This window comes from Dissulfurirhabdus thermomarina (genome assembly GCF_012979235.1).
Classification (GTDB): domain Bacteria; phylum Desulfobacterota; class Dissulfuribacteria; order Dissulfuribacterales; family Dissulfurirhabdaceae; genus Dissulfurirhabdus; species Dissulfurirhabdus thermomarina.
In genome coordinates this window covers 53,334-75,110 of record NZ_JAATWC010000003.1, presented here as the reverse complement: position 1 = coordinate 75,110, position 21,777 = coordinate 53,334, and the positions used below count along the sequence as shown (strand labels likewise).

Below are 21,777 nucleotides of genomic sequence, written 5' to 3'. Positions count from 1 at the left end.
GTCGTCTCCGAGCGATCCATGGCACCATACCGGGTGCGGAACCCGGCCGCCAGGCCCGCCGTCTTTGACGAACCCCGCCGTCTCTGATAAAGAGGGGCCGTTTCCTCCCGCGGGGGAACCCGGGGGCGGCGGCGCCGCGGAAGGCTGCGGGCTGCCGCGGGGCCGGCGTCCGGAGATCGGCGCCGGGCCGTTTCCGTTTCGGATCTGCGATAGAGTAGCCACCATGAAGACCCTCCCTCCCGACGGCGCCCCGCGCATCCTCGTCCGCGCCGCCAACTGGATCGGCGACGCGGTGATGTCCACCCCCGCCCTGGAGGCCCTCCGCGGCCGCTTTCCGGGCAGCCCGGTCACCGTGCTGGGGCGGCCGTGGGTGCTGCCGGTCTTCTCCGCCCATCCCTCGGTGACAGGGGTCCTGCCCCTGGACGTCCGCGGCGGGGCCCGGGGGGTGGTCGACCGGTTCCGGGCGGCGGCGGCCCTCCGGGACCGGGCCTTCGACCTGGCCGTGATCCTGCCCAACTCCCTGGATTCGGCCCTCGTCCCCTGGCTCGCCCGTATCCCCGAGCGGGTGGGATACGCCGCGGACGGCCGCTCCGGGCTGCTCACCCGGGCCGTCCCGGTGCCCGCCGAGAAGACCCTGCGGCACGAGATCTACCACTACCTGGACCTCGTGGCGGCCCTGGGGGGCGACGGCGACGGCGCTCCGGTCCGGGCGGCCCCCGGGGGGGACGCCCCGTGTCTTTCCCTCCGCGTCCCCCCGGAGGGCGAGGCCGGGGCCGACCGCCTGCTGGCTGCACGGGGGGTGCCGCCGTCGGCGCCGCTCATCGGCTTCAACCCGGGGGCCGCGTACGGCCCCGCCAAGTGCTGGCCCGTGGAACGGTTCGCCGAGCTCGGCCGGCGGCTCCTGGCGGAGACCGGCGCCCACCTCCTGGTCTTCGGGACGGCGCGGGAACGCCCCCAGGCGGAGGCGATCTGCGGGGCCGTCGGCCCCCGGGCCCACGACCTGGCCGGGGCCACCTCGCTGGCGGAGGCCATGGCCCTGGTGGGGCGGCTGCGGCTGTTCGTCACCAACGATTCCGGCCTGATGCACGTGGGGGCGGCCCTGGACGTGCCGCTGGTGGCGATCTTCGGCTCCACCAACCCGGTGACCACCGGGCCCTGGTCCATCCGCAGCACGGTGATCCGGCACGAGCTGCCGTGTTCCCCGTGCCTGCGCCGTTCCTGCCCGGGGGGCTTCGAGTGCATGAAGGGCATCGGCGTCGACGAGGTGCTGGCGGCCTGCCGGCGCCGGCTGGAGCGGGACGCGTGAGCCGCGCCGCCGTCTTCCTGGACCGCGACGGGACCCTCGTCGAGGACGTCCACTACCTCCGGCGCATGGAGGACCTCCGGCTCCTCCCCGGCGCCGCGGGGGCCGTGCGCCGCCTGAACCGGGCGGGATGGCCCGTGGTGGTGGTGACCAACCAGTCCGGGGTGGCGCGCGGCTACTTCGCCGAGACCTTCGTGGAGGAGGTCCATCGGGAGCTGGACCGGCGGCTGGCCGCCGAGGGGGCCCGGGTGGACCGGTGGTACTACTGCCCCCACCACCCGGAGGCGGGGGAGGGGCCCTATCATCGTGCCTGCCGCTGCCGGAAGCCGGCCCCCGGCATGGTGGAGCGGGCCGCGGCGGAGCTCGGCCTCGACCCCGCCCGGTCCTTCGTGGTGGGGGACGGCGGCGTGGACCTGGACCTGGCCGCCGCCGTGGGGGCCCGGGCGGTGCTGGTCCGGACCGGCCAAGGACGCCAGACCGAGCGGCGGCTGGCGGAAGGCGGGGGGCTGGCCGGGGTGCACGTGGCCGAGGACCTGGCGGCGGCGGCGGAGTGGATATGCGGATTCTCATCGTCAAGCTGAGCGCCCTCGGGGACGTGGTCCAGGCGCTGCCGGTCCTGGCGGCGCTGCGCCGCGCCTTTCCCGCCGCCGCCGTGGACTGGGTGGTGGGAGAGGCCGCGGCGGGACTCCTCGATGGGCACCCGATGCTCGACCGCGTGATCGTCTACCCCCGCCGGCGGTGGGGCGGGGCGGTGCGGCGGCCGGGCCGCTGGCCCGGGCTCGCCGGGGAGCTGCGGGCCTTTCTCCGCCGGCTCCGGGCCGCCCGGTACGACGTGGTTCTCGAACTCCAGGGGCTCCTCAAGAGCGGGTTGGTGGCCGCCGCCACCCGGAGCCCCCGCAAGGTGGGATTCGCGGGCGGGCGCGAGGGCAGTTCCCTCTTCCTCACCGAGCGCCTGCCGCCCTACGACCCGGACGAGCACGCCGTGCTGCGCTACCTGCGCCTGGCCCGGCACCTCGGGGCGCCCGGCGGGCCGCCGGAGTTTCCCCTCAACGCCGGGCCCGCGGCGGAGCGGGAGGCCCTGGACCTTCTGGCCGCCGGCGGGTACCATTCGCCTCGTCACCTGGTCCTGGTGCCCGGTACGGTGTGGCCCACCAAGCGCTGGACTCCTTCGGGATTCGCCCGGGTGGCCGAGTTCGCCGCCCGGGAGCGGGGCCTGCTCCCGGTGGTGGTGGGGGGCGCCGGGGACCGGGGCCTGGCCCGGGCCATCCGGGACGAGGCCCGTGTGGACGTGGCCGACCTCACCGGCCGCACCACCCTGCCCCAGCTGGCGGCCCTCTTCCGGCGGGCCCGGGCGGTGGTGAGCACCGACACCGGGCCCATGCACCTGGCGGCCGCCGCCGGGGCACCGGTGGTGGCGCTCTTCGGCCCCACGGCCCCGTGGCGGACGGGGCCCTTCGGGGAGGGACACGTGGTCGTCCGGCGAGGGCTCGCCTGCAGCCCATGTTTCCGGCGCCGCTGCGCAGATCCCCGGTGCATGGAGGAAATCGGGGCGGCGGAGGTCTGCGCCGCCGTGGACCGTGTATTGGCCGCCGGGGCGGCGGCCCCGGGAGAAGGAGGAATCCGATGACACCCCTCGGCATCAGCGAGGAACTGCTCGAGATCCTGGCGTGCCCCGCCTGCAAGGGGCCCGTGGTCCCGTCGGAGGCGGACTCCGCCCTGGTGTGCCGCCGGTGCCGGCTCGCCTACGAGGTCCGGGACGGGATCCCCGTGATGCTGGTGGAGGAGGCGAGGCCCCTGGAGGGCGAGGCGGGAGATGACGCCTGAAGTGGACCTCGGGGCCCTGGCAGAGGCCGTCCCCCGCTTTCGGGACCTCCGGCTCCTGGTGGTGGGGGACCTCATGCTGGACCAGTTCGTCTGGGGGGAGACCTCCCGCATCTCCCCCGAGGCCCCGGTCCCCGTGGTGGAGGTCCAGCAGGAGACCTTCCTCCTCGGCGGGGCGGCCAACGTGGCCCACAATCTCCGGGCACTCGGCGCGGGGGTGCTCCTGGCCGGGGTGGTGGGCCGGGACGGAACCGGCCGGCGGCTCCGGGAGCTGGCCGAGGCGGAGGGGATCGACGTCCGGGGGGTGGTGGCGGACGGCCGGGGTACGACCCTGAAGACCCGGGTCCTGGCCCGGGGCCAGCAGGTGGTGCGCGTGGACCGGGAGAGCCGGAAGCCACCCGATCCCCGGGCCGCCGCCGGCCTCGAGGCCTTTGTCTCGGCCGCTGCGGGCGAGGTGGACGCCGTCGTGGTCTCGGACTACGCCAAGGGCGTGGTCACGGCGGCGGTGATGGCGGCCCTCGGGGCGGCGTGCCGGGCGGCGGCCGTCCCGCTGCTGGTGGACCCGAAGCCCGCCAACGCGGACCTCTACCTCGGGGTGGACATCGTCACGCCCAACCGGCGCGAGACGGAGGCCCTCTCCGGCGTCTCCCTCGCCGGGCCCGGGAGGGTCGAAGAAGCGGGCCGCCGAATCCACCGGCGGCTCGACACCCGGGCCGTGCTCATGACCCTGGGCGGAGAGGGCATGGCGCTCTGGGAGCCGGAGGCCGGGCTCTTCACCATCCCCACCATGGCCCGGGAGGTCTACGACGTCACCGGCGCCGGCGACACGGTGGTGGCCGCCCTGGCCCTGGCCCTGGCCGACGGGCGCAGCTTCCGCGAGGGCGCGGTGCTGGCCAACGCGGCGGCCGGCGTGGTGGTGGGCAAGGTGGGCACCGCCACCGTGTCCCCGGCGGAACTGGCCTCGGTGCTCGCCGGCGGCGTCCGGGAGGGGGCGTGAGCATCCTCGGCCAGCCGCCTCCCGCCAAGCCCGTGGCGGGGCTCCTCTTCCGGGACCCCGGGTGGGTGGAGCGGGTGCGGCGCGCCCTGGGGGAGCACCTGGGGGCCGCGGATCTCGCCGGCAAGCCGTTCCCCTTCGACTGCACAGATTACTACGAGGGCGAGTTCGGCCCGGGGCTCTCCCGGGCCTTCGTCGGTTTCGAGCGCCTGGTCCCCCAGGACTACCTCAAGGACTTCAAGCTGCTCTGCCATGCCCTCGAGCGGCGCTGGAGCGAGGACGGTCGCCGCCGGGTCAACATCGACCCCGGCCTCTTGACCGCCGAGCGCCTGGTGGTGGCCACGGGGAAGAACTACAGCCACCGGGTCTACCTCGGAGAGGGGGTTTTCGCCGACCTTCAACTGGTCTATTATCAGGGGTCGTTCCAGCCCCTGCCCTGGACCTACGCGGACTACAAGCGGCCCGACGTGGTCGCCTTCTGGAACCGGGCGCGGTCGGGCTACCTCGGGGCGCTCGGCCGGGCCCGTCGCCGGTGAGACCGCTCCCTGGAGGAAGATGCCCAGAAGCATGACGACATACGCCCGGGCCCGGTCCGAGGGCGCGGCCGTCGAGGTCGACATGGAGCTTCGCTCGGTCAACGGGCGCTACTGCGACGTGCAGGTGCGCCTTCCGCGGTGGCTCCTCCCCTTCGAGGACCGGGTACGGAAGCGCGTGCAGGCGGCGCTCGGGCGGGGCCGGGTGGATGTCACCGTCCAGGTGGGCGGGGCGGCCCTGGCCGGCCCCGAGTTCGTGCCCAACACGGGGCTCGTCCAGGCCTACCTCCGGGCCGCCGGGGCCCTGGCCGAGGAGTGTGGCCTGGCCGGCGGGCTGGAGCTGCGGGACGTGCTCGGCATCCTGAAGGACGCCGTGGAGGCCAGGGAGGCCGAGCCCGACGCCGAGGCCGCCTGGCCCGTGGTGGCAGAGGCCCTCGAGCGCTTGCTGGCGGAGGCCCAGGAGGCGGCCCGGCGGGAGGGCGAGGCCCTCAAGGCCGATCTCGACCTCCGGCTGGACCGGGTGGAGGCGTGGCTGGAGGCCATCGACCGGCGGCGGCGGGACCACCTCCGGGCGGCCCAGGAGGCCCTCCGGGAACGGGTGGAGCGGCACCTGGCCGAAACACGCCTGGACCCGGCCCGGATCGCCCAGGAGGCGGCTTTCCTGGCCGACCGGCTCGACATCACGGAAGAGGTGGTCCGCGCCCGGAGCCATCTGGCGCAGTTCCGGGAGCTGCTCGCCTCCGACGAACCGGTGGGTCGCCGGCTCGACTTTCTCCTCCAGGAGCTCTTCCGGGAGGTGAACACCATGGCGTCGAAGTCCGCCGACGCGGAGATCAGCCGCCTGGTGGTGGACATCAAGGGCGAGCAGGAGAAGATGCGCGAGCAGGTCCAGAACCTGGTCTGATCGGCGTCCCGGTGTTTCAGGTTCCCGGGGGGTGTTTCGACCCCGGGTGGTTTGAGGGGTGCCCGCCCGGGCCGGTGGTGGCCGCGCCCGGGCGGGTGGGGGTAAAGATATGAAACCGAGAAAGGAGTCTCGATCCATGGAATGCAGGTGCAAGCTACTCAATATCGGCTTCGGCAACTCCGTGGTGGCCGACCGGATCGTCGCCATCGTGAACCCCTCCTCGGCGCCCATGAAGCGCCTTCGCGAGGAGGCCAAGCAGAACAGCCGCCTCATCGACGCCACCCAGGGCCGCCGGACCCGTTCCATCATCGTCACGGACAGCAACCACGTGGTGCTGTCGGCCATCCAGGCGGAGACCATCGCCCAGCGGCTCACCTCCGACCTCTTTTCCAAGGCGGAGGAGAAGGATCCCCGTTGAGGCCCGCCCCTGGCCGGGAGTGGAGGCAATGGAGGGGGACCTCTTCGTGATCTCGGCGCCGTCCGGCGCCGGGAAGACCACCCTGTGCCGGCGGCTCCTCGCCGAGGTCGCCGGCCTCGACTTTTCCGTCTCCCACACCACCCGGCCGCCGCGGCCGGGCGAGGTCGACGGCCGCGATTACCACTTCGTGGACCGGGAGGTCTTCGAGGCCATGCGGGCCCGGGGGGACTTCCTCGAGTGGGCCGAGGTCCACGGGAACCTCTACGGGACCTCCCGCCAGGCCGTTTCCGCGGCCTTGGCGGCCGGCCGTGACGTCCTGCTCGACATCGACGTCCAGGGCGCCCGGGAGATCCGCCGGGTGTTTCCCGGCGCGTGCTACGTCTTCATCCTGCCGCCGTCCCTGGAGGCCCTGGAGGCCCGGCTCCGCGGCCGGGGCAGCGAGGACGAGGCGGCCGCGGCCCTTCGCCTCGCCAACGCCCGCCGGGAGCTCCACGCCGCCTCGGAGTACGATTACGTGGTGGTGAACGACGAACTCGACGCCGCCTGCGAGGGCCTCCGGGCCATCGTCACGGCCCGCCGCCTGCGGTCGGCCCGGGTGCTGGCCGCCCCCGGGCTCCGGGCGGCCCTGGGCCTGGGGTGAAGGGACGCCGCGCCGGCCGGGGCGGTTCCGGGCGATCCGGGACGGCCCCGGTGCTCGTCTGGGGGCGCCATCCCGTCCGGGAGTGCCTCCGGGCCAGGCCCGGGGCGGCCGTTCGGCTCCTGGTGGTGCCGTCCTTCGGGCGCCGCCGGGACCAGGCCGCGCTTCTCGCCCTGGCGGAGCGGACCGGATGCCCGGTGGAGCATGCGGAACCGACGCAGGCGGGGGTCCCGCCGGGGGCGGTCCACCAGGGCGTGGCCCTCGAGGTGCGGCCCTTCTGGTGGCGGGGCCTCGAGGAGCTGCCGGCTCTGTGGGGCGCCGCCCGGCCGCTGGTCGTGGTCTGCGACCAGGTCACGGACCCGGGCAATCTCGGGGCGCTCATCCGTTCGGCCGCCGGCCTCGGGGCCCAGGCCGTCCTCCTGCCCCGGCGGCGCAACGTCCCGGTCACCGGGCACGTCTTCAAGGCCTCGGCCGGGGCCGTGGCCCACGTGGCCCTGGTGGAGGTGGACAACGTGGCGCGCACCCTCGAGGTCCTCAAGGAGATGGGGCTCTGGGTGGCGGGGCTGGACCCGGCCGGGCCGGCCGCGGTATGGGCCGTCGACCTGGTGCGGCCCCTGGCCCTCGTGGTGGGGTCCGAGGGCCGGGGCCTCCGTGTCCTGGTCCGCCGGGCCTGCGATCTCCTCCTCGCCGTGCCGCAGGCAGGGGGGACCGCGTCCCTGAACGTGGCCGTGGCCCTCGGCGCGGCCCTCTACGAAGTCCGGCGGCAGTGGGCCGCTGCGGGGGGCGGGCCGTGAGCGGGCTCCTGTCGGCCTACCGGTGGGCGAGCCGGGCGGCCTACCTCCCGGCCGCGCCACTGCTCCGGGCCCGGGCCGGCCGCACTCCACGGGGCTTCCTGGCGGGGCGGCTGGGTCTCGAGGCCGGGGAACCGCTTCGCCCCGACCTCTGGATTCACGCGGTCTCCGTGGGGGAGGTGGCGGTGGCCGAGGCGGTGGTGGCGGCCCTGGACCGGCGCGGCGGCGGCCTCGACATCGTGGTTTCCTGCGGGACGCCCGCGGGCTGGGACCGCGCGCGGGACCGCCTCGGCGGGCGGTGCCGGGTGGTGGGCTACCCCCTCGACTTTCCGCAGGTGGTGGCCCGGGCCCTCCGCCGCCTTCGCCCCAGGGTCTACGCGGCGGTGGAGGCGGAGCTTTGGCCGAATCTCTTGCTCTCGGTCCGCCGCTCCGGGGCACGGACCGTGCTGCTCAACGGCCGGATCTCCGCCCGATCCTACCCGGCGTACCGCCGGATCCGTTCCTTGACGCGGCCCCTGCTCCAGGGATTTGATCGGGTCTGCGCCATCTCCGGCCGGCACGCGGAACGCCTTCAGGCCCTCGGGGCCCCGCCGGACCGGGTCGTGGTCACCGGCAACGCCAAGTTCGAGGGTCTCCTCGACCGCCCGGATCCAGGTGCGGCCGCCGCCGTCCGTTCCCGGCTCGGGGTGGAAGGGGCGGTGCCGGTCTGGGTGGCGGGGAGCCTCCGCAAGGGGGAGGAGGGGCCCGCGCTGGACGCCTTTTGCCGGCTCCGCGGCCGGTGGCCCGGCCTCGTCCTCTGTCTCGTCCCGCGGCACCTGGAGCGCGTGGGGCGCTGCCACCGGGCGGCGCGCCGCCGCGGCCTCGAGGCCGTGGACTGGTCCCGCCTGCCGGGGAAGACGGCGCCCGTGGTGGTGGTGGACGAGATCGGGCCCCTCTTCGACCTCTACGGCACGGCCCGGGTGGCCTTCGTCGGGGGGTCCCTGGCGCCCAAGGGCGGCCAGAACCTCATGGAGCCGGCGGCCTGGGGGTGCCCGGTCGTCTACGGGCCCCACACGGAGAACTTCGAGGACGCCCGGGCGGCCCTGGATGCCGCCGGGGGCGGGATGGAGGTGCGGGACGCCGGGACCCTGGCGGCGGCGGTGGACCGCCTGCTGGCGGACCCCGGCCGACGCGACGAGATGGGGCGGCGGGCCCGGGCCGCCCTGGAAGGCTTGGCCGCCGGCGCGGCCGAGCGCCAGGCCGACGTCCTTCTCCGGGCCCTGGGTCCGGCCTGATTCACCGCCTTGCCGTGAAATCTCCCCGGAAGGGTGCCGCCCTCGGCGGCCTGGGGTAATATTGTGGGATATGGCGCCGTCTCCGGCCGCCGGCATGCCGCGGGCGGCGCACGGGCCGTGGCACCCCCGCCGCCGGCGCTTGAGGGCCGGGGCGCGGCCGGTTAAGCTTGACGACCAGGTGGGGAAGGAGCGGGCATGGCCGGAACGGACGTCGACAGCCACCGGGAGGCCTACTTCCGGGCCCTGGTGGAGGCCATGGAAGACTTGGCCTACGTGTGCGGCCGGGATTTCGCCATCGAGTACATGAATCCGGCCATGGAGCGTTACCTCGGGCGGTCCGCCCTCGGGGAGCCCTGCCACAGGGCCTTTTTTCAATCCGACGTCCCCTGTGCCTGGTGCCGGCACGGCGAGGTGCTCGGCGGGCGGACGGTCCGGCACGAGATCACCTGCCCGCGCGACGGCCGGGTCTACGCCGTCACCTGCACGCCGGTTCGGGCGGGTGTCCGGCTTTCCAGCCTGAACATCCTCCACGACATCACCTCGCTTCGGCACACCCAGGCGGAGTTGGAAAAGACCAACGCCCAGCTGCTCCAGGCCCAGAAGATGGAGGCCATGGGGACCCTGGCCGGCGGCATCGCCCACGACTTCAACAATCTCCTCGCCGGGGTCCTCGGCGCCGCCTCCGTCTTGAAGACGCTGATCCCGGAAGAGGGCGAGGCTCAACGCTACCTCTCCTTCATCGAGACCGCCGGGGAACGGGGCGCCGACCTCTGCCGTCGCCTCCTCACCTTCTCCCGCCGCGGCCGGGGCGAGGCCCGGGCCGTGGACCTCAACCGGTGCGTGGACAACGTGGTGTCGCTCCTGTCCGAGACGGTGGACCGGGGCATCGAGCTGGAGGTCGCTTGCGAGCCCGGCCTGGCCCCGGTCTTCGGGGATCCCGCCCTGGTGGAGCAGGTGCTCATGAATCTCGCCATCAACGCGGTCCAGGCCATGGGGGGCACCAGTTGCGGCAAGGCCGGGGGGCGGCTCGCCCTCGAGACCTTCTCCGTGGAGCCGGGGACCCGGCTGCCGGACGGGACACGGGTGGGGGCCGACGAGGCATACGTGGCCGTGCGGGTGACCGACACCGGCTGCGGCATGCCGGAAGGCATCCGTTCCCGGATCTTCGACCCCTTCTTCACCACCAAGGAGCCGGGGAAGGGGACCGGGCTCGGCCTGGCGGTGGTCTACGGCGTGGTGCAGGACCATGGGGGGCAGGTGGAGGTGGAGAGCCGGCCGGGGGAGGGCTCCTCCTTCACGGTCTATCTCCCGCGGGCCGACCACGAGGCGGCGCCCGCGGCCAAGACCGCGCCGCGGCCGGGTGGCTCGCCCAAGGGCGTGGGCACCATCCTGGTGGTGGACGACGAGCCCATGCTCCTGGAACTCTTGGCCGACGTCCTCGGGCGGGCGGGTTACGAGGTCCTCACGGCTGGAGACGGCGTCGAGGCGTTGAGGGTCTACGAGGCGGCCGGGGGCGGGGTGGACCTCGTGGTGCTGGACGTCATGATGCCCGGGATGAACGGGCTGGAGGTCTTCCGGCGGCTGCGGGAGATGGACCCGAAGGTCCAGGTCCTCTTCGCCAGCGGGTACGCCCAGGATTCCCAGATGCGCCGGGCCCTGGACGAGGGCGCCTGCGGTTTCATCGCCAAGCCCTTCTCCGTGGTGGAACTCGGCGTCAAGGTCCGCCGGGCCCTCAAGGGACGGCGGGGCCGCGCCCGTTCGCGCCGCTCAGGCGCCTCTTGAGGCTGCCGCCTCGAAGTCCGCGTCGCCGGTCAGCCGGCCGTAGATCACGGCGAGGCCCAGCAGCGTGAGGTGGGGAATCACCCGCTCGATCCGAGGGCAGAGCGGGGCCATCACTTCGGCGAGGCCGCCGGTGGCCACCACCCGGGGACGGGCCTCGAACTCCTCTTCCAGCTTCTGGATGATCCCGGCCGTCAGCCCCGCGAATCCGTAGCCCATCCCCGCCTGCAGGGCGCTGGCGGTGTCTTGGGCCAGGGCGATCGCCGGGACCTTGGTCACGTCCACCTTGGGCAGGCGCGCGGTGCGCCGGAAGAGGCCCTCCGCGGCGGAGAGGACCCCGGGGGCGATGGCCCCGCCGAGGTATTCCCCCCGGGGAGAGACACAATCGAAGGTGGTGGCGGTGCCGTAGTCCACCACGATGAGGGCGTCGCCAAAGATCTGGTAGGCCGCCACCGCGTTGACGAGGCGGTCGGCGCCGACCTCGTGGGGACGGCGGTACCGGATGGGCATCCCCACCGGTGTCTCGGCGTCGACCGCCAGGGCCTCCCGGCCGAGGTGGCGGCGGGCGAAGTCTTCCCAGGCCCGGCGGACCGGCGGAACCACGCAGGCCAGGATGAGGGCGGCCCCGGCGCCGAACCCGTGCCCGGCGAGACGGAAGAGCGGCACGAGGCCGGCGGCCAGGGCGTCGGCCGTGTCGTCCTGCCGGGTCGGCAGCCGCCACCGGGCGAGGAGCCGCCCTGCCTCGAAGAGCCCTATCACGGTGTGGGTGTTGCCCACGTCCACCGCGAGTAGCCTGTCCGGCGGGGTCACCTTTTCCATGGGGCCAGGTTACCGCGCCGCGGGCGGGCAGGGAAGATGTCCCCTCTCGGGACGCGGCATCCGGAAGGGCCCGCTCCCCGGCGAATGCCGGTGGGCAGGGGGTTGACAAGGAAAGGGGAACCCTGTATTACATGCAGGCTTTGTTTTTGGCGCGCCTCGTTTTGTCCCTTCGTGGGGGCCAAACGGGGGTGGTGCCGTCTTGCATCGAGCCGGGAGGGGCCTTCCCGCCGGCCCCAGGAGAGGAGTGACGGATGCCGACCATCAACCAACTGGTCCGCAAGGGCCGCAGACAGGTCAAGAAGAAGAACAAGGCGCCGGCCCTGGATGCCTGTCCACAGCGCCGGGGCGTGTGCACCCGCGTCTATACCACCACGCCGAAGAAGCCCAACTCGGCCCTTCGGAAGGTGGCTCGTGTCCGTTTGACCAACGGGGTGGAGGTGACGTCCTATATCCCCGGCATCGGGCACAATCTCCAGGAGCACTCGGTGGTGCTCATCCGCGGCGGCCGCGTCAAGGACCTGCCCGGTGTCCGCTACCATATCATCCGCGGCACCCTCGACGCGCTGGGGGTGGCGGATCGCAAGAAGGCCAGGTCCAAGTACGGCACGAAGCGGCCGAAGTAGTCCGTCCGCCGCCGGAGCGGCGCAACCGGAACGGGTAGGGAAGCGATGCCCAGAAGAAGAGAAGTTCCAAAGCGGATCGTCCCGCCGGACCCGAAGTTCAACAGCGTCCTGGTGGCGAAGTTCATCAACGGGCTCATGCGCCGGGGCAAGAAGAGCCTGGCGCGCCGGATCTTCTACGACGCCATGGAACTCGTCGAGCGGCGGGCCAAGGAGGATCCCCTGAAGGTCTTCAACCAGGCCATGGAGAACGTAAAGCCCGCGGTGGAAGTCCGGTCGCGCCGGGTGGGCGGTGCCACCTACCAGGTGCCCGTGGAGGTGCGGCCGAACCGGCGCCAGGCCCTCGCCATCCGCTGGCTGGTGGGTTTCGCCCAGAAGCGGGGGGAGAAGACCATGTCGCAGCGCCTGGCCGCCGAGATCCTGGAGGCCTACCAGAAACGGGGCGCCGCGTTCAAGAAGAAGGAAGACACGCACCGGATGGCCGAGGCCAACAAGGCCTTCGCCCATTACCGCTGGTAGCGGCGGCCCGCGGACCGGGGCGCGCCCGGCCGAAGCCGGGCGCCGAGGTCGGGTACGCGTCGGCTGCATCTCACAACTTTTCGCCCAGGGGAGGATCCCCGGCAGACAGGGGAGGACAGAACCATGAGCAAGAAGAAGTTCGAGCGTACGAAGCCGCACGTGAACGTGGGGACGATTGGTCACATTGACCATGGGAAGACGACGTTGACGTCGGCGATCACGGCGGTGCTGTCGAAGAAGGGGTGGGCGGATCACACGCCGTTTGAGGAGATTGACAAGGCGCCGGAGGAGCGGGAGCGCGGTATCACGATTGCGACGGCGCACGTGGAGTACGAGACGGAGAAGCGGCACTACGCGCACGTGGATTGTCCGGGTCACGCGGACTACATCAAGAACATGATCACGGGTGCGGCGCAGATGGACGGTGCGATTTTGGTGGTGGGCGCCGACGACGGTCCGATGCCGCAGACGCGGGAGCACATCTTGTTGGCGCGGCAGGTGGGAGTTCCTGCGATTGTGGTGTTTTTGAACAAGTGTGACATGGTGGACGATCCGGAGCTGATCGAGCTGGTGGAGTTGGAGCTTCGGGAGCTGTTGAGCAAGTATGAGTTTCCGGGCGACGACGTTCCGATCATCAAGGGGAGCGCGTTGGAGGCGCTGAACAATCCGGAGGACGAGGAGAAGACGAAGTGCATCTGGGAGTTGATGGATGCGCTGGACAATTTTATCCCGGAGCCCGAGCGTGACGTGGACAAGCCGTTTTTGATGCCCATTGAGGACGTTTTCAGCATCAGCGGTCGGGGGACGGTGGTGACGGGTCGAGTGGAGCGGGGTGTGATCCACGTGGGGGACGAGGTGGAGATAGTGGGTCTTCGTCCGACGCAGAAGACGACGTGCACGGGTCTCGAGATGTTTCGGAAGCTTTTGGACGAGGGTCGTGCGGGTGACAACATAGGTGTATTGCTTCGGGGTACGAAGCGTGACGAGGTGGAGCGTGGTCAGGTGGTGGCGAAGCCTGGGTCGATCACGCCGCACACGCGGTTCAAGGCGGAGGTTTACATTTTGAGCAAGGAGGAGGGGGGGCGGCACACGCCGTTTTTTGCGGGGTATCGTCCGCAGTTTTATTTTCGGACGACGGACGTGACGGGTGTGGTGACGCTTCCGGAGGGTGTGGAGATGGTGATGCCGGGGGACAACGTGGCGATGGAGGTGCAGTTGATTCAGCCGATCGCCATGGAGGAGGGTCTCCGATTTGCGATCCGCGAGGGCGGCCGCACGGTGGGCGCCGGCGTCGTCAGCGCCATCCTCGAGTAACAAGGAGGGGCGGCGCGCCCCGACGAGCCACGAGAGAGGCATCGAACGATGATGATCCCCACGCAGCGCATCCGCATCCGCCTCAAGGCGTACGATCACAAGCAGCTGGACCAGTCCGTGGGCGAGATCGTGGATACCGCGAAGCGGACGGGGGCCCGGGTCGCGGGCCCCATTCCCCTGCCCACGGCCATCAGCCGCTACACGGTGTTGCGCTCTCCCCACGTGGACAAGAAGTCCAGGGAGCAGTTCGAGGTCCGGACGCACAAGCGGCTCGTGGACATCCTCGAGCCCACCCAGCAGACCATCGACGCCCTGATGAAGCTCGAGTTGTCCGCCGGTGTGGACGTGGAGATCAAGCTGTAGGGTGAAAAGGACGGATCCATGGCTGGTCTGAAAGGCATGATGGGGCGGAAACTCGGCATGACCCGCGTCTTCGCGGAAGACGGCCGTGCCGTCCCGGTCACCGTGATCGAGGTCGGCCCGTGCACGGTGCTCCAGAAGAAGACCGAGGCCCGGGAAGGCTACAATGCCCTCCAGCTCGGTTTCGGGCGGCGCTCCAAGCGGCGCCTGACCCGGCCCGTGGCGGGGCACCTGAAGAAGGCCGGCGTCGAAGAGGCCTTCGCCTTCATCCGGGAGGTCCGGGTGGACGATCCGGGCGCCTTCGAGGTGGGCCAGGTGTTGACGCTGGCGGACCTCGACCTCCGCGAGCTGGTGGATGTCACCGGCCAGAGCAAGGGCCGCGGCTATGCCGGCGTGGTGCGGCGCTGGGGTTTCCACCGCGGGCCCATGGGGCACGGATCGAAGCATCACCGGGCCATCGGGTCGGCCGGGATGAGCGCCACGCCCTCCAGGGTCCTCAAGGGGAAACGCATGCCGGGCCGCCTGGGCGGGGATCGCCGCACGGTGCGCAACCTCCTCGTGGTGGACACGCGGCCCGAGGAGAATCTCCTCTTGGTCCGCGGCAGCGTTCCGGGCGCCGTCAACCAGCTGGTCACCGTGAAATGCAAGTAAAAGGAGATCCACCGGTTATGGCCACCCTGGCGGTTTACGATGCGGACCGGAACAAGGTCGGAGAGCTGGAAGTGAGCGACGACGTCTTCGGCGTGGTCGTCAAGGAGGGGGTCCTCCACGAGGTGGTCCAGTGGCAGCGTGCCAAGCGGCGGGCCGGCACCGCCTCCACCAAGGGCCGGGGCGAGGTCAGTGGCGGCGGCCGAAAGCCCTGGCGGCAGAAAGGCACCGGCCGGGCCCGTGCGGGGAGCGTGCGTTCTCCCCTGTGGCGCCACGGGGGCGTGGTCTTCGGCCCGAAGCCCCGTGATTACGGCTACGCGCTGCCCAAGAAGGTCCGGCGCCTGGCCCTGCGCATGGCCCTCAGCGACAAGCTCCGGTCCGACCGGATCACGGTGCTCCGGGGATTCGGCCTCGAGCGGATCAAGACGAAGGACATGGCGGCGTTGCTTCGCCGTTTCGAGGTGGAGAAGGCGGTCATCGTCATCGACGGCCGGGACGAGGTCGTGGAACTGTCGGCCCGGAACCTTCCCAACGTGAAGGTGCTCCCCCAGGACGGGCTCAACGTCTACGACCTGCTCAGGTACGAGCACGTGATCCTGCACGAGCCGGCGGTGGCGCGGATCCAGGAGAGGTTGCAGCCATGAGCGGCCACCACGACATACTCAAGGCCCCGCTGATCACCGAGAAGTCCACGCTCCTCAAGGAGACCTCGGAGCAGGTGGTCTTCCGGGTGGATCGGCGCGCCAACAAGATCCAGGTCAGGCAGGCGGTGGAGGCCCTGTTCAATGTGAAGGTGCAGTCCGTCCGGATGGTCAACGTCAAGGGGAAGCCCAAGCGGATGGGCCGGCACTTCGGCCGGCGCTCCGCCACCAAGAAGGCCATCGTCCGCCTTCGGCCCGGCGACCGCATCGACTTCTTCGAAGGCGTGTAGAGGAGCGACCGATGCCCGTCAGAAAGTACAAGCCGGTATCCCCGGGCCGACGTGACATGACCGTCCTGGTGGATCCCGATCTCACCCGGAAGGAACCGGAGCGGTCCCTGGTCCGCCCCCTCAAGCGGTCCGGCGGCCGGAACGTCTACGGCCGGGTCACCGCCCGGCGCCGGGGCGGGGGGCACAAGCGCAAGTACCGCGTCATCGACTTCCGGCGCGACAAGCTGGATGTGCCCGCCAAGGTGGCCGCCATCGAGTACGATCCCAACCGGTCGTCTCGAATCGCCCTGCTCCATTACGCGGACGGGGAGAAGCGCTACATCCTCGCCCCCCACGGGCTCAAGGTGGGCGATGCCGTGGTCTCCGGCGAGGCCGTGGACGTCAAGCCCGGCAACTCCATGCCGCTCCGGAGTATGCCGCTCGGCACCCTGGTCCACAACGTGGAACTCCGGCCGGGCAAGGGCGGCCAGATCGTCCGCGGGGCCGGCACCTCCGCCCAGGTGATGGCCAAGGAGGGGCGCTACGTGCAGTTGCGCCTTCCCAGCGGCGAGGTCCGCATGTTCCTCGACACCTGCCGCGCCACGGTGGGGCAGGTGGGCAACCTCGACCACGAGAACGTCTCCCTGGGCAAGGCGGGACGCTCGCGGTGGCTTGGCCGCCGGCCCAGGGTCCGCGGCGTGGCCATGAACCCCGTGGACCATCCCATGGGCGGCGGCGAGGGGCGGTCCTCCGGCGGGCGCCATCCCTGCAGCCCGTGGGGCATGCCGACCAAGGGGTACCGGACCCGGAAGAAGAAGCCCAGCGACCGCTTCATTGTGCGGCGCCGCCGGAAGTAAGCGGAGGACACCAGCGTGCCTAGATCAGTCAAGAAAGGACCCTTCGTCGACGCCCACCTCCTGGAGAAGGTGCAGAGGGCCCGCGAGACCAAGGACCGGCGGGTCATCAAGACGTGGTCCCGGCGTTCCACCATCCTGCCCGAGATGGTGGGCATGACCTTCGCGGTGCACAACGGGCGCAAGTTCATCCCGGTCTTCGTGACCGAGAACATGGTCGGTCACAAGCTCGGGGAGTTTTCGCCCACCCGGACTTTCTACGGCCATGCCGCCGGGAAGAAGTCCAAGGTGGGACGGAAGTAGGGAGCGACCATGGAAGCCAAGGCAGTGGCTCGATATCTCAGGGTGTCCCCCCGGAAGGCCCGGTTGGTGGCCGACACGGTCCGCGGCAAGCCGGTCTCCGAGGCCATCTACACCTTGTCTTTCACGCCCCGGAAGGCCGCGCGGCTCATCAAGAAGGTCCTCGAGTCCGCCGTGGCCAACGCCGACCAGAATCCGAGCATCGACGTGGATACCCTCTACGTGAAGCAGATTCTCGTGGACCAGGGTCCGCAGCTCAAGCGCTGGCGGCCCCGGGCCATGGGCCGGGCGTATGGGATCCGCCATCGCCTGTCCCACATCACCGTGGTTCTCGACGAAGCCTAAGGGCGCAGGAGGGGGTTTTGGGACAGAAAGTCAATCCCGTGGGGCTGAGACTCAAGGTCATCCGGACCTGGGATTCCCGCTGGTTCGCTGAGAAGGGGGTTGCCGACCTCGTGTACGAGGATCACCTGGTCCGGACCTACGTGAAGGAGAAGGTGGCCCACGCGGGGATCTCCAAGATCGAGATCGAGCGGGCGGCGCAGCGGCTGCGCCTCAAGATCCACACGGCCCGGCCCGGGATCGTGATCGGCAAGAAGGGGGTCGAGATCGAGGCCCTCAAGAAGGGCGTGGAGAAGCTGGTGAAGCGGCCGGTGGCCATCGACATCGTCGAGGTCCGGCGGCCCGAGGTGGACGCCCAGCTGGTGGCCGAGAACGTGGCGGGGCAGCTGGTGCGGCGGATCGCCTTCCGCCGGGCCATGAAGCGGGCCGTCTCCATGGCCCTGAAGTTCGGCGCACAGGGGGTTCGGATCGCCTGCGCCGGCCGGCTCGGCGGCGCCGAGATGTCCCGGCGCGAGTGGTACCGGGAGGGACGGGTCCCGCTCCATACCCTGCGGGCCGACATCGACTACGGGTTCGCCGAGGCCAAGACCACCTACGGCGTCATCGGGGTGAAGGTCTGGATCTTCAAGGGCGAGGTCCTGCCGGAGAAGGAGGCGGAGGCGGCGGCGCTCGGGATCTAGTTCCTCCCGCCCGACGCCTTGATGCTGCGAGGCACCCATGCTGAGTCCAAAAAAGGTCAAGTACCGCAAGCAACAGAAGGGGCGCGTCCGGGGTGTGGCCCATCGTGGCAACACCCTGGCCTTCGGCGACTACGGTCTCAAGGCCCTCGGGCGCGGGCGGATCACCGCCCGGCAGATCGAGGCCGCCCGTATCGCCATCACCCGCCACGTGCGGCGCGGCGGCAAGATCTGGATCCGCTTCTTCCCCGACAAGCCCGTCTCCAAGAAGCCGGCGGAGACCCGCATGGGCAAGGGGAAGGGCAGCGTCGAGGAGTGGGTGGCGGTGGTCAAGCCCGGGCGCATCCTCTACGAGATGGAAGGCGTCTCCGAGGACCTGGCCAGGGAGGCCCTGCGGCTGGCCCAGCAGAAATTGCCCATCCCCACGAAGATCGTGGCCAGGAGTGAACAGCTATGACCAGCGCGAAGGAACTTCGGGAGCTGAGCCTCGAGGAACTCGCCGCCCGAGAGGCCGAATTGCGGCAGGAGCTCTTCAATCTCCGGTTTCAGACCGCGACGCACCAGCTCGAGAATCCCATGCGGATCCGGTCCGTGCGCCGGACCATCGCCAGGGTGAAGACCATCCTGCAGGAGAGGCGCCGCGGCGTGTCGGCCGGTGGGCCCGGGAGTGAGGCATGAACAGCGAGAAGGGACAGAGGCGGACGCTCGTCGGGGTGGTGACGAGCGACAAGATGGACAAGGGCGTGGTCGTGCTGGTCCGGCGCCGGTTCCGGCATCCCATCTACGGCAAATACGTCTTGCGGCACAAGAAGTACATGGCCCACGATCCCGCCAACGACTGCCGCAGCGGTGACACCGTCATGATCGAGGAACACCGCCCCGTCAGCCGGCGCAAGCGTTGGCGGGTCAAACAGATTCTGGAGCGCGCCGTCTGATCCGGCGCGCGGCGAGGGGAAGCTCGGCATGATCCAGCAGGAATCCATGCTCAACGTGGCGGACAACTCCGGGGCCAAGCGGGTGCTCTGCATCCGCGTGCTCGGGGGGACCGGCCGGCGTTATGCCCGGATCGGCGACGTCATCGTGGTGTCCGTCAAGGAGGCGCTGCCCAATTCCAAGGTGAAGAAGGGCGACGTGGCCAAGGCGGTGATCGTCCGGACGCGGAAGGAGATCCAGCGGGGTGACGGCTCCTCCATCCGCTTCGACGAGAACGCCGCCGTCCTCATCAACCAGTACGGAGAGCCCGTCGGGACCCGGATCTTCGGACCGGTGGCCCGGGAGCTCAGGGCCAAGCGCTACATGAAGATCATCTCGTTGGCGCCCGAGGTCCTCTGACAGGTGCAGCCGATGAAACGGGTCAAGACATACCTCAGGAAGAACGACCGCGTGATGGTCATCGCGGGCAAGGACAAGGGAAAGGCCGGGCGGATCCTCTCCATCCTGACCAAGAAGGGCCGCGCCACCGTGGAGGGGGTCAACATCATCAAGCGGCACACCCGTCCCGGTCCCGGCTCCCAGGGGGGCATCATCGAGAAGGAAGGTCCCGTCCACCTGTCGAACCTCATGCTCATCTGCGACAAGTGCACGGATCCCGTGCGCATCCGGTGGAAGGTCCTGGAGAACGGGGAGAAGGTCCGGGTGTGCAAGAAGTGCGGCGAGGTCATTGCAACCGAAGCCAAGTAGCTTTGGTGGAGGCTCCCAGGATATGACGCTGCTGGAAGAGAGATACAAGAACGAGGTGGCCGGCCAGCTCATGGCGAAGTACGGCTACAAGAACCCGCTGGAGGTGCCTCGGCTCGAGAAGGTGGTCCTGAACATGGGCCTCGGGGAGGCCATCCAGAACCCCAAGGTCCTGGACTCGGCCGTGGAGGAGATGGCCCAGATCGCCGGCCAGCGGCCGGTCATCACCCGGGCCAAGAAGTCCATCGCCGCCTTCAAGGTGCGGGAAGGCATGCCCATCGGATGCCGGGTGACGCTCCGGCGGCGCCGGATGTACGATTTCCTCGCCCGCCTCATGACCATAGCGCTGCCGCGGGTTCGGGATTTCCGCGGCGTCTCCCCCCGGGCCTTCGACGGGCGGGGCAACTACACCCTCGGGATCCGGGAGCACATCATCTTTCCCGAGGTCGACTACGATTCCATCGACAAGGTCAAGGGGATGAACGTGACCATCGTCACCACCGCGGAGACCGACGACGAGGCCAGGGACCTTTTGGCCGGCCTCGGGATGCCGTTTCGCAAGTAGGACGCACTGGAGGATTTCGTGGCTCGCAAGGCGCTCATCAACAAGGCGAAGAGAGAACCGAAGTTCCGGGTCCGGAAACACAACCGGTGCCCGGTGTGCGGGCGGCCCCGTGCCTTTATCCGGAAGTTCGGCCTGTGCCGGATCTGTTTTCGCACCATGGCCTCGCGCGGGCTCATCCCCGGCGTGACCAAGGCCAGCTGGTAAACCAGGACCAGGAGAGACGCGCATGTCAATGACGGACCCCATTGCGGACATGCTCACCCGCATCCGGAACGCCGCGGGCAGCCGGCACGATCGGGTCGACATCCCCGCTTCCGGCACCAAGATCGAGCTGGCGCGCCTGATGAAGGAACTCGGCTATATCGCCAACTACAAGGTCATCAAGGACAACAAGCAGGGCGTCCTGCGTGTCTATCTCAAGTACGCCGGGGGTCGGAGCGTCATCCACGGCCTCAAGCGGCTCAGCACGCCCGGCCGCCGCCTCTATTGCGGCAAGGACGAGCTGCCGCGGATCAACCACGGGCTCGGTGTCGCCATCGTCTCGACCTCCAAGGGGATGTTGACGGATGCCCAGGCCCGGCGGGAAGGGGTCGGCGGCGAGGTGATGTGCGCCATCTGGTAGGAGTGAGGAGCCATGTCGCGTATCGGTAAGATGCCCATCCCGGTGCCGTCCGGGGTCAAGGTCACCATCGAGGGACGGCGGATCACGGTCGCCGGTCCCAGGGGGACCCTCGACCGGGAACTGCACCCGATGATCACCGTGGAGCAGGAAGGCCAGGAACTCCACGTACGGCGCCCCAACGACACCCGCCAGGCGCGGGCGCTCCACGGGCTGACCCGGGCGCTGGTCAACAACATGGTGGTGGGGGTGAGCGAGGGGTTCCGCAAGAAGCTGCTCGTCAACGGCGTCGGGTTCAAGGTCGAGGAGACCGGCGGCGGCTTGCGGCTTCACCTGGGCTATTCCCATCCCATCGATTTCCCGCTTCCCGAGGGGATCACGGCCAAGGTGGAGCGCCAGAAGGAGATCTCGGTGACCCTGGAGGGCACCGACAAGGAACTGCTCGGCCAGACCGCCGCGCGCATCCGCGCCCTGCGGCCGCCCGAACCCTACAAGGGCAAGGGGGTCCAGTACGCCGACGAGACCATCATCCGCAAGGCCGGAAAGGCCGCCGGGAAATAGACGGGCGCGGTGTGCCGCGGGTGCCCGGGGTGAAGTGAAATGGGAAAGACGAATCCAAAGGTATTGGCACGGGAGAAGCGCCGCCGCCGCATCCGCAAGCGCGTCTTCGGGACCGTGAGCCGGCCGCGGCTGGCGGTGTTCCGGAGCGCTCGGCATATCTATGCCCAGCTCATCGACGACGAGGCGGGGCGGACCCTCGCCGCCGCCTCCTCCTTGAGCCGCGAGCTCCGGGAGGGAGCCCGGCCCGAGGGCGGCAAGACCGCCGTGGCCGCCGAGGTGGGGCGCATGCTCGCCCGCGTGGCCAAGGAGAAGGGGATCACCCGGGTTGCCTTCGACCGGGGCGGTTTCCTCTACCACGGGCGGGTCAAGGCCCTGGCCGACGGGGCCAGGGAGGGCGGCCTGGAGTTTTGAGGCGACGGGGGCGGCCCGGGCGCCCGGCGTCCGTGCCGCCGCAAGGTGCCGCGGCCGGACGCCGGCCGGGGATGAGTCCGACACGACAAGGCGCTGCCGGGGGCCGGCGGCCCGAGGTGCCGGGTTA

At 70.7% G+C, this 21,777-nt stretch carries 34 protein-coding genes; 33 read left to right on the top strand and 1 reads right to left on the bottom strand.

Features of this window, described 5'->3' with window-relative positions; genetic code table 11:
• Positions 1-223: 223 nt before the first annotated feature.
• The 12 genes from waaF (at position 224) to HCU62_RS05115 (ending at position 10,457) form a co-directional block, all read left to right on the top strand.
• Entirely contained in the window at positions 224-1,306 is a 1,083-nt protein-coding gene (gene waaF, locus HCU62_RS05170) for a lipopolysaccharide heptosyltransferase II (RefSeq protein WP_163297785.1), read from the top strand.
• Positions 1,303-1,884 carry a D-glycero-alpha-D-manno-heptose-1,7-bisphosphate 7-phosphatase gene (locus tag HCU62_RS05165; RefSeq protein ID WP_163297786.1) on the top strand — a complete coding sequence of 194 codons (582 nt, stop codon included), beginning with the start codon at positions 1,303-1,305 and terminating at the stop codon, positions 1,882-1,884. Before waaF ends, HCU62_RS05165 begins: the two co-directional genes overlap by 4 nt.
• Entirely contained in the window at positions 1,860-2,930 is a 1,071-nt protein-coding gene (locus HCU62_RS05160; protein WP_163297787.1) for a glycosyltransferase family 9 protein, read from the top strand. Before HCU62_RS05165 ends, HCU62_RS05160 begins: the two co-directional genes overlap by 25 nt.
• Entirely contained in the window at positions 2,927-3,127 is a 201-nt protein-coding gene (locus tag HCU62_RS05155) for a Trm112 family protein (RefSeq protein ID WP_163297788.1), read from the top strand. Before HCU62_RS05160 ends, HCU62_RS05155 begins: the two co-directional genes overlap by 4 nt.
• Complete coding sequence (gene rfaE1, locus HCU62_RS05150; protein ID WP_163297789.1) at positions 3,117-4,121, top strand: D-glycero-beta-D-manno-heptose-7-phosphate kinase; 1,005 nt, start codon at positions 3,117-3,119, stop codon at positions 4,119-4,121. Before HCU62_RS05155 ends, rfaE1 begins: the two co-directional genes overlap by 11 nt.
• A complete protein-coding gene (locus HCU62_RS11670) occupies positions 4,118-4,654 on the top strand; it encodes a DUF4416 family protein (protein WP_163297790.1) in 537 nt (178 codons plus the stop codon). Before rfaE1 ends, HCU62_RS11670 begins: the two co-directional genes overlap by 4 nt.
• A 31-nt stretch (positions 4,655-4,685) precedes the next feature.
• Positions 4,686-5,555, top strand: a complete 870-nt coding sequence (locus tag HCU62_RS05140; RefSeq protein WP_163297791.1) for a YicC/YloC family endoribonuclease — start codon at positions 4,686-4,688, stop codon at positions 5,553-5,555.
• Positions 5,556-5,691: 136 nt separating this feature from the next.
• Positions 5,692-5,973, top strand: a complete 282-nt coding sequence (locus HCU62_RS05135; protein WP_163297792.1) for a DUF370 domain-containing protein — start codon at positions 5,692-5,694, stop codon at positions 5,971-5,973.
• A gap of 28 nt (positions 5,974-6,001) precedes the next feature.
• Positions 6,002-6,613: a guanylate kinase gene (gene gmk / locus HCU62_RS05130; protein ID WP_163297793.1), complete on the top strand. Its 612-nt coding sequence runs from the start codon at positions 6,002-6,004 to the stop codon at positions 6,611-6,613.
• A complete protein-coding gene (gene rlmB, locus HCU62_RS05125) occupies positions 6,610-7,404 on the top strand; it encodes a 23S rRNA (guanosine(2251)-2'-O)-methyltransferase RlmB (RefSeq protein WP_163297794.1) in 795 nt (264 codons plus the stop codon). The genes gmk and rlmB overlap by 4 nt, the downstream gene beginning before the upstream one ends.
• Complete coding sequence (locus tag HCU62_RS05120; protein WP_169755472.1) at positions 7,401-8,675, top strand: glycosyltransferase N-terminal domain-containing protein; 1,275 nt, start codon at positions 7,401-7,403, stop codon at positions 8,673-8,675. Before rlmB ends, HCU62_RS05120 begins: the two co-directional genes overlap by 4 nt.
• 195 nt (positions 8,676-8,870) lie before the next feature.
• Positions 8,871-10,457 carry an ATP-binding response regulator gene (locus HCU62_RS05115; protein WP_163299579.1) on the top strand — a complete coding sequence of 529 codons (1,587 nt, stop codon included), beginning with the start codon at positions 8,871-8,873 and terminating at the stop codon, positions 10,455-10,457.
• Here HCU62_RS05115 and HCU62_RS05110 read toward each other — a convergent pair.
• Positions 10,443-11,273 carry a type III pantothenate kinase gene (locus tag HCU62_RS05110; RefSeq protein WP_163299577.1) on the bottom strand — a complete coding sequence of 277 codons (831 nt, stop codon included), beginning with the start codon at positions 11,271-11,273 and terminating at the stop codon, positions 10,443-10,445. The genes HCU62_RS05115 and HCU62_RS05110 overlap by 15 nt on opposite strands.
• A gap of 251 nt (positions 11,274-11,524) precedes the next feature.
• On the opposite strand from HCU62_RS05110, the gene rpsL reads away from it, so the two are divergent.
• The 21 genes from rpsL to rplR all read left to right on the top strand — a co-directional run bounded on the left by rpsL (position 11,525) and on the right by rplR (position 21,650).
• On the top strand, positions 11,525-11,896 hold the full coding sequence (gene rpsL / locus HCU62_RS05105) for a 30S ribosomal protein S12 (RefSeq protein ID WP_163299575.1): 372 nt from the start codon (positions 11,525-11,527) through the stop codon (positions 11,894-11,896).
• A 45-nt stretch (positions 11,897-11,941) separates the two neighbouring features.
• Positions 11,942-12,412, top strand: coding sequence for a 30S ribosomal protein S7 (rpsG, locus tag HCU62_RS05100; protein ID WP_163299573.1), 471 nt, complete (start codon positions 11,942-11,944; stop codon positions 12,410-12,412).
• 123 nt (positions 12,413-12,535) lie between these two features.
• Complete coding sequence (tuf, locus tag HCU62_RS05095; RefSeq protein ID WP_169755471.1) at positions 12,536-13,726, top strand: elongation factor Tu; 1,191 nt, start codon at positions 12,536-12,538, stop codon at positions 13,724-13,726.
• A gap of 54 nt (positions 13,727-13,780) precedes the next feature.
• Positions 13,781-14,089, top strand: a complete 309-nt coding sequence (rpsJ, locus tag HCU62_RS05090; RefSeq protein ID WP_163297520.1) for a 30S ribosomal protein S10 — start codon at positions 13,781-13,783, stop codon at positions 14,087-14,089.
• An 18-nt stretch (positions 14,090-14,107) separates the two neighbouring features.
• Entirely contained in the window at positions 14,108-14,737 is a 630-nt protein-coding gene (rplC, locus tag HCU62_RS05085) for a 50S ribosomal protein L3 (protein WP_163297468.1), read from the top strand.
• Positions 14,738-14,754: 17 nt separating this feature from the next.
• Entirely contained in the window at positions 14,755-15,378 is a 624-nt protein-coding gene (gene rplD, locus HCU62_RS05080) for a 50S ribosomal protein L4 (RefSeq protein ID WP_163297469.1), read from the top strand.
• Positions 15,375-15,665, top strand: coding sequence for a 50S ribosomal protein L23 (locus HCU62_RS05075; protein WP_163297470.1), 291 nt, complete (start codon positions 15,375-15,377; stop codon positions 15,663-15,665). The genes rplD and HCU62_RS05075 overlap by 4 nt, the downstream gene beginning before the upstream one ends.
• Positions 15,666-15,676: 11 nt before the next feature.
• On the top strand, positions 15,677-16,501 hold the full coding sequence (gene rplB / locus HCU62_RS05070; protein WP_163297471.1) for a 50S ribosomal protein L2: 825 nt from the start codon (positions 15,677-15,679) through the stop codon (positions 16,499-16,501).
• 15 nt (positions 16,502-16,516) lie between these two features.
• Positions 16,517-16,801 carry a 30S ribosomal protein S19 gene (gene rpsS / locus HCU62_RS05065; RefSeq protein WP_163297472.1) on the top strand — a complete coding sequence of 95 codons (285 nt, stop codon included), beginning with the start codon at positions 16,517-16,519 and terminating at the stop codon, positions 16,799-16,801.
• A 9-nt stretch (positions 16,802-16,810) separates the two neighbouring features.
• On the top strand, positions 16,811-17,143 hold the full coding sequence (rplV, locus tag HCU62_RS05060; protein ID WP_163297473.1) for a 50S ribosomal protein L22: 333 nt from the start codon (positions 16,811-16,813) through the stop codon (positions 17,141-17,143).
• A 17-nt stretch (positions 17,144-17,160) separates the two neighbouring features.
• Positions 17,161-17,820 carry a 30S ribosomal protein S3 gene (gene rpsC, locus HCU62_RS05055; protein WP_163297474.1) on the top strand — a complete coding sequence of 220 codons (660 nt, stop codon included), beginning with the start codon at positions 17,161-17,163 and terminating at the stop codon, positions 17,818-17,820.
• 37 nt (positions 17,821-17,857) lie between these two features.
• Positions 17,858-18,274: a 50S ribosomal protein L16 gene (gene rplP, locus HCU62_RS05050; protein ID WP_163297475.1), complete on the top strand. Its 417-nt coding sequence runs from the start codon at positions 17,858-17,860 to the stop codon at positions 18,272-18,274.
• Positions 18,271-18,495 carry a 50S ribosomal protein L29 gene (gene rpmC / locus HCU62_RS05045; RefSeq protein WP_163297476.1) on the top strand — a complete coding sequence of 75 codons (225 nt, stop codon included), beginning with the start codon at positions 18,271-18,273 and terminating at the stop codon, positions 18,493-18,495. Before rplP ends, rpmC begins: the two co-directional genes overlap by 4 nt.
• On the top strand, positions 18,492-18,752 hold the full coding sequence (rpsQ, locus tag HCU62_RS05040; protein ID WP_163297477.1) for a 30S ribosomal protein S17: 261 nt from the start codon (positions 18,492-18,494) through the stop codon (positions 18,750-18,752). The genes rpmC and rpsQ overlap by 4 nt, the downstream gene beginning before the upstream one ends.
• A gap of 28 nt (positions 18,753-18,780) precedes the next feature.
• Positions 18,781-19,149, top strand: a complete 369-nt coding sequence (gene rplN / locus HCU62_RS05035; RefSeq protein ID WP_163297478.1) for a 50S ribosomal protein L14 — start codon at positions 18,781-18,783, stop codon at positions 19,147-19,149.
• Between the two features lie 12 nt (positions 19,150-19,161).
• Positions 19,162-19,497, top strand: a complete 336-nt coding sequence (gene rplX / locus HCU62_RS05030) for a 50S ribosomal protein L24 (RefSeq protein WP_163297479.1) — start codon at positions 19,162-19,164, stop codon at positions 19,495-19,497.
• Positions 19,498-19,519: 22 nt separating this feature from the next.
• Positions 19,520-20,059, top strand: a complete 540-nt coding sequence (gene rplE, locus HCU62_RS05025; RefSeq protein WP_163297480.1) for a 50S ribosomal protein L5 — start codon at positions 19,520-19,522, stop codon at positions 20,057-20,059.
• A gap of 18 nt (positions 20,060-20,077) precedes the next feature.
• The gene (locus HCU62_RS05020; protein WP_163297481.1) at positions 20,078-20,263 is read left to right on the top strand and encodes a type Z 30S ribosomal protein S14; all 186 of its coding nucleotides are present in this window, start codon (positions 20,078-20,080) and stop codon (positions 20,261-20,263) included.
• Positions 20,264-20,285: 22 nt separating this feature from the next.
• Positions 20,286-20,681 carry a 30S ribosomal protein S8 gene (gene rpsH / locus HCU62_RS05015; RefSeq protein ID WP_163297482.1) on the top strand — a complete coding sequence of 132 codons (396 nt, stop codon included), beginning with the start codon at positions 20,286-20,288 and terminating at the stop codon, positions 20,679-20,681.
• A gap of 12 nt (positions 20,682-20,693) precedes the next feature.
• Complete coding sequence (gene rplF, locus HCU62_RS05010) at positions 20,694-21,239, top strand: 50S ribosomal protein L6 (protein WP_163297483.1); 546 nt, start codon at positions 20,694-20,696, stop codon at positions 21,237-21,239.
• A 39-nt stretch (positions 21,240-21,278) separates the two neighbouring features.
• On the top strand, positions 21,279-21,650 hold the full coding sequence (gene rplR / locus HCU62_RS05005) for a 50S ribosomal protein L18 (RefSeq protein ID WP_163297484.1): 372 nt from the start codon (positions 21,279-21,281) through the stop codon (positions 21,648-21,650).
• Positions 21,651-21,777 lie beyond the last annotated feature (127 nt).